The 11,692-nt window shown below is 70.1% G+C and carries 9 protein-coding genes and 2 tRNA genes; 9 read left to right on the forward strand and 2 right to left on the reverse strand.

The genetic code is table 11. From position 1 onward, the window contains the following. The first annotated feature begins 3 nt into the window (after nucleotides 1–3). The 8 genes from recF to ACIGFK_RS08230 all read left to right on the forward strand — a co-directional run bounded on the left by recF (nucleotide 4) and on the right by ACIGFK_RS08230 (nucleotide 9,472). Nucleotides 4–1,140 carry a DNA replication/repair protein RecF gene (recF, locus tag ACIGFK_RS08195; RefSeq protein WP_386468711.1) on the forward strand — a complete coding sequence of 379 codons (1,137 nt, stop codon included), beginning with the start codon at nucleotides 4–6 and terminating at the stop codon, nucleotides 1,138–1,140. Nucleotides 1,141–1,154: 14 nt separating this feature from the next. Beyond that, nucleotides 1,155–1,697, forward strand: coding sequence for a DUF721 domain-containing protein (locus ACIGFK_RS08200; protein ID WP_376657832.1), 543 nt, complete (start codon nucleotides 1,155–1,157; stop codon nucleotides 1,695–1,697). Nucleotides 1,698–2,284: 587 nt separating this feature from the next. Continuing rightward, a complete protein-coding gene (gene gyrB, locus ACIGFK_RS08205; protein WP_376657853.1) occupies nucleotides 2,285–4,306 on the forward strand; it encodes a DNA topoisomerase (ATP-hydrolyzing) subunit B in 2,022 nt (673 codons plus the stop codon). Between the two features lie 41 nt (nucleotides 4,307–4,347). Then, a complete protein-coding gene (gyrA, locus tag ACIGFK_RS08210) occupies nucleotides 4,348–6,960 on the forward strand; it encodes a DNA gyrase subunit A (protein ID WP_376657833.1) in 2,613 nt (870 codons plus the stop codon). A gap of 3 nt (nucleotides 6,961–6,963) precedes the next feature. Continuing rightward, nucleotides 6,964–7,584: a DUF3566 domain-containing protein gene (locus tag ACIGFK_RS08215; RefSeq protein ID WP_376657834.1), complete on the forward strand. Its 621-nt coding sequence runs from the start codon at nucleotides 6,964–6,966 to the stop codon at nucleotides 7,582–7,584. A 100-nt stretch (nucleotides 7,585–7,684) separates the two neighbouring features. Beyond that, a tRNA-Ile gene (locus tag ACIGFK_RS08220) sits at nucleotides 7,685–7,758 on the forward strand. Between the two features lie 146 nt (nucleotides 7,759–7,904). Next, nucleotides 7,905–8,039, forward strand: a complete 135-nt coding sequence (locus tag ACIGFK_RS08225; protein ID WP_208809277.1) for a DLW-39 family protein — start codon at nucleotides 7,905–7,907, stop codon at nucleotides 8,037–8,039. A 113-nt stretch (nucleotides 8,040–8,152) separates the two neighbouring features. Further along, the gene (locus ACIGFK_RS08230) at nucleotides 8,153–9,472 is read left to right on the forward strand and encodes a hypothetical protein (protein WP_376657835.1); all 1,320 of its coding nucleotides are present in this window, start codon (nucleotides 8,153–8,155) and stop codon (nucleotides 9,470–9,472) included. Here the strand turns inward: ACIGFK_RS08230 and ACIGFK_RS08235 are convergent. Together ACIGFK_RS08235 and ACIGFK_RS08240 are read right to left on the reverse strand one after the other, a co-directional pair. After that, nucleotides 9,459–10,817, reverse strand: a complete 1,359-nt coding sequence (locus ACIGFK_RS08235; RefSeq protein ID WP_400050988.1) for a serine/threonine-protein kinase — start codon at nucleotides 10,815–10,817, stop codon at nucleotides 9,459–9,461. The two genes, ACIGFK_RS08230 and ACIGFK_RS08235, sit on opposite strands and share 14 nt — an antisense overlap. Before the next feature lie 44 nt (nucleotides 10,818–10,861). Beyond that, nucleotides 10,862–11,410, reverse strand: coding sequence for a helix-turn-helix domain-containing protein (locus tag ACIGFK_RS08240; protein WP_376657837.1), 549 nt, complete (start codon nucleotides 11,408–11,410; stop codon nucleotides 10,862–10,864). A 161-nt stretch (nucleotides 11,411–11,571) separates the two neighbouring features. Here ACIGFK_RS08240 and ACIGFK_RS08245 point away from each other — a divergent pair. After that, nucleotides 11,572–11,644: transfer RNA gene (locus ACIGFK_RS08245), tRNA-Ala, on the forward strand. Nucleotides 11,645–11,692: the final 48 nt, after the last annotated feature.

The raw sequence follows: 11,692 nt of genomic DNA on the forward strand, positions 1-11,692 counted from the left end.
CGTATGCATGTTTCGCATCTCTCGTTGGCCGACTTCCGCTCGTACGCCCGGGCCGAGGTTCCCCTCGACCCGGGCGTCACGGCTTTCGTGGGCCCCAACGGCCAGGGCAAGACGAACCTCGTCGAGGCGATCGGCTATCTGGCGACGCTGGGCAGCCACCGGGTCTCCTCGGACGCCCCGCTCGTGCGGATGGGGGCGGACCGGGCGATCGTCCGTGCCGCCGTCACCCAGGGCGAGCGGCAGCAGCTGGTGGAGCTGGAGCTGAATCCGGGGCGGGCGAACCGGGCCCGGATCAACCGGTCCTCGCAGGTCAGGCCGCGGGACGTGCTGGGGATCGTCCGGACGGTGCTGTTCGCGCCGGAGGACCTGGCGCTGGTGAAGGGCGATCCGGGGGAGCGCCGCCGGTTCCTCGACGACCTCGTCACGGCGCGGTCGCCGCGGATGGCGGGTGTCCGCTCGGACTACGAGCGGGTGCTCAAGCAGCGGAACACGCTGCTGAAGTCGGCGGCGATGGCCCGCCGGCACGGGGGCCGGTCGATGGACCTGTCGACCCTCGACGTGTGGGACCAGCACCTGGCGCGGGCGGGTGCGGAGCTGCTGGCGCAGCGGCTGGACCTGATCGGGACGCTGCTGCCGCTGGCGGACAAGGCGTACGAGCAGCTGGCGCCCGGCGGGGGCCCGCTGGGGCTGGCGTACAAGTCCTCCGCGGGCGAGGCGGTGGACAGCGGTGCGGTGCGGACCCGTGAGGAGATGTACGAGGTGCTGCTGGCGGCGCTGTCGGAGGTGCGCAAGCAGGAGATCGAGCGCGGGGTGACCCTGGTGGGTCCGCACCGGGACGATGTCGTGCTGCGGCTGAAGGAGCTGCCGGCGAAGGGGTACGCGAGCCACGGGGAGTCGTGGTCGTACGCGCTGGCGCTGCGGCTGGCGTCGTACGAGCTGCTGCGCTCTGAGGGTGCGGAGCCGGTGCTGATCCTGGACGACGTGTTCGCGGAGCTGGACGCGCGGCGCCGGGAGCGGCTGGCGGAGCTGGTGGCCGGGGGCGAGCAGGTGCTGGTGACCGCGGCTGTGGACGATGACGTTCCGGGTGTGCTGGTGGGGGCGCGGTTCGGGGTGTCCGGCGGTGAGGTGACCCGGCTGTGAGCGGTGCGAGCGGTGTGAGCGGTTCTGACGGTGAGCGGGGCAGGGAGCCCCGCCGGGCGGCGGAGCCTTCCGGGGTGGATCTGGCGCGGCAGGCGCTGGCGGCGGCGCGGGAGCAGGCGCGGGCCCGGGGGAACGCGGCGGGCGGGAAGAAGCGGCAGCAGGGTCCGGGGCTCCGTTCGGGGGCGCGTGCGGACGGCCGGGATCCGATGCCGTTGATGGCGGCGCTGGACCGGCTGCGCACGGAGCGCGGGTGGGAGATGCCGATGGCCGTGGCGGGTGTGATGGAGCGCTGGCCGGAGATCGTCGGTCCGGAGATCGCGGCGCACTGTGTTCCGGAGCGGTACGAGGACCGTGAGCTGGTGGTGCGGTGCGATTCCTCGGCGTGGGCGGCGCAGCTGAAGCTGCTGGCGCCGCAGCTGGTCGCGCGGCTGAACGCCGATCTGGGGCAGGGGACGGTGCGGGTGCTTCTTGTACGGGGGCCCGGGGGTGGCCGGCCGAAAGGGTACGGACCGTGGCGGGCGCCGGGCAGCAAGGGTCCGGGGGACACGTACGGGTAGGCCCGGGCGGTTCGGGCCCGGCTGGGGTGAGCCCGGCTGCGCCGGGACCCGGGGCTCCGCCCCGGACCCCGCGCCTCAAACGCCGACGGGGCTGGATCTGTCCCCGGCGGGGGTGAGCCCGGGACCCGGGGCTCAAACGCCGGCGAGGTTGGATCTGTCCCGGCCGGGCTGGATCTGTCCCCGGCGGGGCTGGATCTGTCCCCGGCGGGCTCGGCTCTGCCTTTCGGCGGGGTCGGTTTTGCGCCCTGACGAGGCCGGCTTTGCGTGTGGATGGGGCTGGGTCCGAGCCCGGACGGGGTGGGATTCGCCCCGTGGTGCGGGTGGTGTCCCTCACGGTAGTGGGAGGTTGACAGGCCGAAGCGCTGGATGCCCGTGTGAGCCTCTTTGAGCCCCTTCCCGGATATGGGGAGTCGGAGAGTGGCGGTTCAGGGCGGCACATGCGGACTCAGGTACCGGCAAACCCCCATTCATGTCAGTGGTACCGGTAGACTGGAGAAGAATCCCGCCCGTTCGCGGGATCACGCAGACAACGCAGATCGACGCGGCCGCTCCTCCGGCGCACAGGCTGGTCCGGAGTACGGGCTGCGCTGTGCCAGAAAGGGCGCTTCGTGGCCGATTCCGGCGACTCCAACGAGAAGAATTACGACGCCAGTGCGATCCAGGTCCTCGAGGGCCTGGACGCGGTCCGCAAGCGGCCCGGCATGTACATCGGCTCGACCGGCGAGCGAGGTCTGCACCACCTCGTCTACGAGGTGGTCGACAACTCGGTCGATGAGGCCCTGGCCGGGCACGCGGACACGATCGACGTGACGATCCTCGCCGACGGCGGGGTGCGCGTGATCGACAACGGCCGCGGTATCCCGGTCGGCATCGTCCCGTCCGAGGGGAAGCCGGCCGTCGAGGTCGTCCTGACGGTCCTGCACGCGGGCGGCAAGTTCGGCGGCGGCGGCTACGCCGTCTCCGGCGGTCTGCACGGTGTCGGTGTGTCCGTCGTGAACGCCCTGTCGACCAGGGTCGCGGTCGAGGTCAAGACGGACGGCCACCGCTGGACCCAGGACTACAAGCTGGGCGTGCCGACGGCCCCGCTGGCCAAGAACGAGGAGACCGACGAGCACGGCACGTCGGTGACGTTCTGGGCCGACGGCGAGATCTTCGAGACCACCGACTACTCCTTCGAGACGCTGTCGCGGCGCTTCCAGGAGATGGCCTTCCTGAACAAGGGCCTGACCCTGACGCTGACCGACGAGCGCGAGTCGGCGAAGGCGACGGCCGGAGCCGACGACCCGGACGCGGACACGGCCGAGCCCCAGGCGCGGACGGTCAAGTACTACTACGAGGGCGGCATCGTCGACTTCGTGAAGTACCTGAACTCGCGCAAGGGCGACCTGATCCACCCGACGGTCATCGACGTCGAGGCCGAGGACAAGGAGCGGATGCTCTCGGTCGAGATCGCGATGCAGTGGAACTCGCAGTACACGGAGGGTGTGTACTCCTTCGCGAACACGATCCACACGCATGAGGGCGGTACGCACGAGGAGGGCTTCCGTGCGGCGCTGACGGGTCTGGTCAACCGCTACGCGCGTGACAAGAAGCTGCTGCGCGAGAAGGACGACAACCTCGCCGGCGAGGACATCCGCGAGGGTCTGACGGCGATCATCTCGGTGAAGCTGGGCGAGCCCCAGTTCGAGGGCCAGACGAAGACCAAGCTGGGCAACACGGAGGCGAAGACCTTCGTGCAGAAGGTCGTCCACGAGCACCTGAACGACTGGTTCGACCGCAACCCGGTCGAGGCGGCGGACATCATCCGCAAGTCGATCCAGGCGGCCACGGCGCGCGTCGCGGCCCGCAAGGCGCGTGACCTGACCCGCCGCAAGGGTCTGCTGGAGTCGGCCTCGCTGCCGGGCAAGCTGTCCGACTGCCAGTCGAACGACCCGACCAAGTGCGAGATCTTCATCGTCGAGGGTGACTCCGCAGGCGGCTCCGCGAAGTCCGGCCGCAACCCGATGTACCAGGCCATCCTGCCGATCCGCGGCAAGATCCTGAACGTCGAGAAGGCCCGTATCGACAAGATCCTCCAGAACACCGAGGTCCAGGCGCTGATCAGCGCCTTCGGCACCGGTGTGCACGAGGACTTCGACATCGAGAAGCTCCGCTATCACAAGATCATCCTGATGGCGGACGCCGACGTCGACGGCCAGCACATCAACACCCTGCTGCTGACCTTCCTGTTCCGCTTCATGCGGCCGCTGGTCGAGGCCGGTCACGTGTACCTGTCCCGTCCGCCGCTGTACAAGATCAAGTGGGGCCGCGACGACTTCGAGTACGCGTACTCGGACCGCGAGCGCGACGCGCTGGTGGAGCTGGGCAAGCAGAACGGCAAGCGGATCAAGGAAGACTCGATCCAGCGCTTCAAGGGTCTGGGCGAGATGAACGCCGAGGAGCTGCGCGTCACCACGATGGACGTGGACCACCGCGTCCTCGGCCAGGTCACGCTGGACGACGCGGCGCAGGCCGACGACCTGTTCTCGGTGCTGATGGGTGAGGACGTCGAGGCACGGCGGTCCTTCATCCAGCGCAACGCCAAGGACGTCCGCTTCCTCGACATCTGAGTCGGTCCCTGCTGACCGCCTGAAAGGATCTTTGACCAGCGATGGCCGACGAAACCACTCCCACCGCCGACAACACCGAAGAGGAACAGCCGCAGCTGCGGATCGAGCCCGTCGGGCTCGAGACGGAGATGCAGCGCTCCTACCTCGACTACGCGATGTCCGTCATCGTCTCGCGTGCGCTGCCCGACGTACGGGACGGTCTCAAGCCCGTCCACCGTCGTGTGCTGTACGCGATGTACGACGGCGGCTACCGGCCCGAGAAGGGCTTCTACAAGTGCGCCCGCGTCGTCGGTGACGTCATGGGCACGTACCACCCGCACGGCGACTCCTCGATCTACGACGCCCTGGTCCGCCTGGCGCAGCCGTGGTCGATGCGGATGCCGCTGGTGGACAGCAACGGCAACTTCGGCTCTCCGGGCAACGACCCGGCGGCGGCGATGCGCTACACCGAGTGCAAGCTGATGCCGCTGGCCATGGAGATGCTCCGGGACATCGACGAGGAGACCGTCGACTTCCAGGACAACTACGACGGCCGCAACCAGGAGCCGACGGTCCTGCCGGCGCGTTTCCCGAACCTGCTGGTGAACGGCTCCGCCGGTATCGCCGTGGGTATGGCGACGAACATTCCGCCGCACAACCTGCGCGAGGTCGCGGCCGGTGCCCAGTGGGCGCTGGAGCACCCGGACGCCTCGCACGAGGAGCTGCAGGACGCGCTCATCGAGCGGATCAAGGGCCCGGACTTCCCGACCGGTGCGCTGGTCGTGGGCCGCAAGGGCATTGAGGAGGCGTACCGGACCGGGCGCGGCTCCATCACGATGCGTGCGGTGGTTGCGGTCGAGGAGATCCAGAACCGCCAGTGCCTGGTGGTGACGGAGCTTCCGTACCAGACCAACCCCGACAACCTGGCGCAGAAGATCGCCGACCTGGTGAAGGACGGGAAGATCGGCGGCATCGCCGACGTCCGTGACGAGACCTCGTCGCGCACGGGTCAGCGCCTGGTGATCGTGCTCAAGCGCGACGCCGTCGCGAAGGTCGTGCTGAACAACCTGTACAAGCACACCGACCTGCAGACGAACTTCGGCGCGAACATGCTGGCGCTGGTGGACGGCGTGCCGCGCACGCTGTCGATCGACGCGTTCATCCGCCACTGGGTGCAGCACCAGATCGAGGTCATCGTCCGGCGCACGCGGTTCCGCCTGCGCAAGGCTGAGGAGCGCGCGCACATCCTGCGCGGTCTGCTGAAGGCGCTGGACGCGATCGACGAGGTCATCGCGCTGATCCGTCGCAGCAACACGGTCGAGATCGCGCGCGAGGGCCTGATGGGCCTGCTGGAGATCGACGAGATCCAGGCGAACGCGATCCTCGAGATGCAGCTGCGGCGTCTGGCGGCGCTGGAGCGGCAGAAGATCGTCGCGGAGCACGACGAGCTCCAGGCCAAGATCAACGAGTACAACGCGATCCTGGCCTCGGAGGAGCGCCAGCGTTCGATCGTGAGCGAGGAACTGGCTGCGATCGTCGAGAAGTTCGGCGACGACCGGCGTTCGAAGCTGGTGCCCTTCGACGGTGACATGTCCATCGAGGACCTGATCGCCGAAGAGGACATCGTCGTCACGATCACGCACGGCGGTTACGTCAAGCGCACCAAGACCGAGGACTACCGCTCGCAGAAGCGCGGCGGCAAGGGCGTACGCGGCACGAAGCTGAAGCAGGACGACCTGGTCGACCACTTCTTCGTGTCCACGACGCACCACTGGCTGCTGTTCTTCACGAACAAGGGCCGTGTCTACCGCTCCAAGGCGTACGAGCTGCCGGACGCGGGCCGCGATGCGCGCGGGCAGCACGTGGCGAACCTGCTGGCCTTCCAGCCGGACGAGAAGATCGCCCAGATCCTCGCGATCCGCGACTACGAGGCGGCGCCGTACCTGATCCTGGCCACCAAGGGCGGCCTGGTGAAGAAGACGGCGCTCAAGGACTACGACTCGCCCCGTTCGGGTGGTGTGATCGCGATCAACCTCCGGGAGACGGAGGACGGCAGCGATGACGAGCTGATCGGTGCGGAGCTGGTGTCGGCCGAGGACGATCTGCTGCTGATCAGCAAGAAGGCGCAGTCGATCCGCTTCACGGCGACCGACGACGCACTGCGTCCGATGGGCCGTGCGACCTCGGGCGTGAAGGGCATGAGTTTCCGTGAGGGTGACGAACTCCTCTCCATGAGCGTGGTCCGGCCCGGTACGTTCGTCTTCACCGCGACCGACGGCGGCTATGCCAAGCGGACGCCGGTCGACGAGTACCGCGTCCAGGGTCGCGGCGGTCTGGGTATCAAGGCCGCGAAGATCGTGGAGGACCGCGGGTCGCTCGTGGGCGCGCTCGTGGTGGACGAAAGCGACGAAATCCTCGCAATCACCCTCAGCGGTGGTGTGATTCGTACGCGCGTCAACGAAGTCAGGGAGACCGGGCGTGACACGATGGGCGTCCAGCTGATCAACCTGGGCAAGAAAGATGCCGTGGTGGGCATCGCTCGTAACGCCGAAGCCGGCCAGGAGGCCGACGAGGCGGACGAGACCGAGACCGACACTGGGACCGAGGCGGCCGAAGGACAGGCCGCCGAGGCCGCCGAGGGCACGCAGCCTTCGGTCGGGGAGCACGAGGAGTAAGTCGTGAGTGGAGCCACGGGCGCCGGACCGGCCAAGACTGGAGCGAATGGTGCCCGTGGCCCCGCCGCGGACTCCCAGGGGGGAACCGTGACGGACACCCGAGGGCCGCAGCCGTCCGCCGGCGCGGGTCCCGCGCAGCCGCCGTACCAGCCGCCGCAGGCGTACACGGCGCCCCAGGGCCCCGGCGCGCCGCGCACCGGCGAGGGGCCCTCCGCGCAGCGCAAGCCGCGCACAGGGGTCCGTACGGCCCCCAGGACGCGCAAGGCGCGGCTCAGGGTGGCCAAGGCCGACCCGTGGTCGGTGATGAAGGTCAGTTTCCTGCTGTCGATCGCGCTGGGCGTCTGCACGATCGTGGCCGCGGTGGTGCTGTGGATGGTCATGGACGCGATGGGCGTCTTCTCGACCGTCGGCGGCACGATCAGCGAGGCGACCGGTTCGAACGAGAGCAACGGCTTCGACCTCCAGTCGTTCCTGTCGCTGCCGCGCGTCCTGATCTTCACGTCGGTGATCGCGGTCATCGACGTGGTGCTGGCGACGGCGCTGGCGACGCTCGGCGCGTTCATCTACAACCTGTCGGCGGGCTTCGTCGGTGGTGTGGAGCTGACGCTCGCCGAGGACGAGTGACCTGCGCAGACGCTGCGTGAGAACCGATTTTGGAGCTACCGCGTCTGTGCGCTAATCTTCAGGAGTCAGCGCGCAGCGCGGAGCGCAGCAGCAGACGGATGGGGCTATAGCTCAGTTGGTTAGAGCGCATCCCTGATAAGGATGAGGCCACAGGTTCAAATCCTGTTAGCCCCACAGTGTCGAAGACCCTCAGGCCCATGGCCTGGGGGTCTTCGTCGTTGGGCCGATTGGTGGACCGGCAGGTCACCGAACGGTATCGGTCCGTGTGTATTGTTGGGCGTCAGAAGTCCCCATACGTCAACGAAAGACGAGGTCGCGCCGTGAAGAAGCTGCTCCTGGTCGCACTGGCCGCCATCGGCGGGCTCCTCGTGTACCGCCAGATCCAGGCGGACCGCGCCGAGCAGGACCTGTGGACGGAGGCAACCGACTCCGTGCCCTCTGGTTCCGGTGTGTGAGACCCAAGGCTGATCGCATGAAGCCCCGGCTGCCGCTGCGGCCGGGGCTTTGTGCTGTTCTGTGACGAAAACTTACGTTATGCAAAGATTTGGCTTGCGCTAGCAAACTCGGGGTGGGCGTGGTGGGTCGGGTGCGGACGACGGCGGTGGCAGCGGCCCTCGGCCTGCTGGGAGTGGCGGGTCTGCCGGGAGCGGCGCAGGCGGCCGCGGTGCCCCGGCCGCTGCCCGCGTACCGCCCCGCCGACGGCGCGAAGCCCGTCGAGGGCAAGCCCTCCACCGCCGACGCCCCGCTGCTGGAGGCCGGGAGCGTCTACGCGGACAAGCTCGGTCCCGGGGAGCGCGTCTACCGGCTCGTGCTCCAGCAGGACCAGTCCAACGTGTACGTCTCCGCCGTGGCCCGGCCCGCCGCCGGGTCCAAGGTCTCCTACGGCGACGGCATCGAGGTGGAGATCATGACCACCGCCGGGCGCTCCTGCCAGGCCTCCGCGGGCCGCGCCGGCCTGGGCTACGACCCGGTGCCGATCAGTGCCGTCGGGGTGCGCTGGGGCGCGGAGGACCTCGAGTGCGCGCCGGGCGGGGTGTACTACGTGAAGGTCACCCGTACGTCGGGCAAGGGTTCCGACCTGGCCGAGTGGCCGCTCGAACTCCGCGTGCAGCGCGAACCGGGCCGCGGCCCCGGCGGCCCCACGGCCGCACCCAGCACCTGGCCCTCGGGGGCCGCGACCCTGCCCGGCACCGAGGCGGCGGGGCGCAGCGGCGGCACCGGGTTCAACGACGCCCGGGCGCTGGCCTCCGGGGTGTGGCGCGACGAGCTGCGGCCGGGGCAGACGCGCTGGTACCGGGTGCCGCTGGACTGGGGACAGCAACTGGGCCTGGGAGCCGAGCTGTCCGCGGCCGCGATGACCAAGCCGTCCGGCTCGGCCTCGGGCGGGCTCGTCGTCTCGCTGTACAGCCCCTACCGCGCGCTGGTCTTGGACAAGGACACCTCCTACGACGGCAAGCAGGCCGGGGTCACCCTGGGGAAGACCCCGCCGGTGGCGTACGAGAACCGTTTCTCCGGCGACAAGGACGTGCAGCACGCGTCGATCGCCGGCTGGTACTACGTCGCGGTCACCATGGGCGCGAAGGTCGCCGAGTTCACCGAGGACGCGACGCCGGTGCCGCTGACCCTGCGCGTGGACGTCACCGGCACCCCGGGCAAGGCGCCCGCGTACAAGGAGGAGCCGGCCTCGGGCGGCTTCGGGGTCGGTGCCGGGGACCGGGAGGCCGCCAAGGCGGGGCTGACCGCCCCGGAGGCCGCGGACGCCGCCGGGAACGCCGCGGTGATGCGGGTGGTGGCGGCGGCCGGCTTCGGTACCGGGACGGTGCTCCTGCTGGTGCTGGGCGGCTGGACCCTGCTCGGGCGGCGGGGCCGCGCGGCTACATCTGCGTGAGGGCCCAGACCCCGGCGGCGAAGCAGAGCAGCGCGGCCGCGAGCAGTGCGGCGACGGCCCCCGGGGGCGGCGGGGCGATACCGGTCCGCCGGGCCGGGGCGGCGGTGGGGTGCGGGGCCGGTGCGGCCGGCGGCGTCAGGTGGAAGCTCCCCGTCGGGGAGGCGCCGTACGCGGGTGCCGGCGCGGGCGGCTGCGGCGGGGCGGCCGGGGAGTCGTACGGGGACCCGGGCGCGGGCCCGAACCCTCCGGCGCCCGCCGCCGGTGCCTGCGCGGGACCGGCGGGGTACGGGGTGGCGGGCGTCGTGGGCGTCGTGGGTGAGGTCGGGGTCGGGGTGCGGGTCGCCGCCGGGCCGCGCGGGTCGGCGGGGGCGGGCGCCGCGGCCGCCGTCGCGGGGCCGGAGCCGCCCACCGGGACGGCCCCCGCCATGCCGACGGTCGGCGTCTCGGGGGTGACGGCGGCGGTGGTCTGCGGGCCGTCGGGGCCGAACCCGCCCGGGAGCGGCCCGAGTTGGTCGAACACCTCCACCGGATCCTCGTCCGGGGCGGAGGGCGGGAGCAGCTCCACGGCCTCGGCCAGGGCCTTGCGGGCCCCCGTGGCCGTCTTGAACCGGTTCTGGGGGTCCGGCTGCAGCAGAGCGGCGAGGACCTCCCACAGCGGCCCCGGGACGCCTTCGGGGGCACCGGGGGTCCCGTGGGCCAGGAAGTGCTCCACCAGGGCCTGGGAGTCGGGTTTGCGGCCCTGGAGCAGGTACAGGCCGACGAGTCCGACGGCGAAGAGGTCGGCGGAGAAGTCGGGCTCCGCGCCGAGGAGTTGTTCGGGGGCGAAGTATCCCGGAGTGCCGACCACGTAGTCGGTCTCGGTGAGCCGCGGCTCGCCCTTGCGCATGGAGATGCCGAAGTCGGACAGCCGCAGGTGCGGCCGCCCGGTTCCGGTGGCCTCCATCAGGATGTTGGCCGGTTTGATGTCGCGGTGGACGACGCCCTCCGCGTGCACCGCAGCCAGCCCCGACAGGAGCTGGTCCAGCAGCACGCACACGAAACGGGGCGGAAGGGGACCGTAGTCCCCGATCACGTGGGCGAGGGAGCCGCCGCCGACCAGGTCCATCGTGAACAGGACCTTGTCGTCGTCGGCCGCCCAGCTGGCCGGGGCGAGGACGTGCGGGTGATCGATGCGCAGGGCCTGTTCCCGCACGAACCGCAGCAGGGTGTGGGCATCGCTCTGCAGCAGGACCTTCGCGGCGACGTACCGGCGGCGGCGGTGGTCCCAGGCCCGCCACACGGCCCCCGCGCCACCGCGGCCGATCGGATCGATCAGCTCGTACCGGCCGGCGAAGATCTCACCCATCGCTGCGCCCGTCCCCCGTCACCCGTTGTCCGCTCGACCGACTGTCAGTTCTGGTGCGCCTCGTAGTGGGCGACCGCATCGGCGGTACGGCCCGCTCCGTACACCCGGAGGAACTCTGCCAGTTCCGGATGGCTGGGGGCGAGGGAGTCCGCCGCGTCGATGATGTCGCCGGCCGCGGAGACCGAACGCAGCAGCGACTGGATCTCGCGGACGACCCGCTTGACGGTGGGGGCGCCCGAACTGGTGGGCGTCTGACCGCTGTTGCTGAGGACGGAGCCCCCCTGGGTCTTCTTGATCTCGTCCATCCGGTCGGTGGCCTCCACGGCGCTGACGCTTCCGTCGGCCACCTGGCCGGCGAGATCCTGGAGCGCCTGGACGCGCTGCACGACCGCAGGGTTGCCGATCTTGGCGCGCTGGCCGCTCATCAGCTGGGACAGCATGGGCGCCGACAGTCCGAGCACCGCAGCGAGGCGGGCCTGGTTCAAGCCGAGGTCATCTATGAGCCGGCGGAAGAGCGCTCCGAGCGGCTCCCCGTACCAACTGCGCTGAAGCTCTCTGGCTCTGGCCGTGGCCTCTTGCTGAACAGCGTCCACTCTTACTACTCCCCTTCGCTGGTGCGAACCTCGCGAGCATCTTACGGAGAGTGGTCGCGGGGCGGGAGTCCCTATCATTTTGCGAGATGAGGGGGTACACCCGGTACTCTGTTCTGCGGAACGACCCCCTTTTCCCGCGGGACAGGTGCGTCCAGTTCCGAGGGGCCTTAGCTCAGTTGGTAGAGCGCTGCCTTTGCAAGGCAGATGTCAGGAGTTCGAATCTCCTAGGCTCCACAGATAAAGACCCCCTTGACCTGCGAAAACGCGGCCAAGGGGGTCTTT

It is taken from the genome of Streptomyces sp. NPDC085524 (genome assembly GCF_044541755.1).
Taxonomy (GTDB): domain Bacteria; phylum Actinomycetota; class Actinomycetes; order Streptomycetales; family Streptomycetaceae; genus Streptomyces.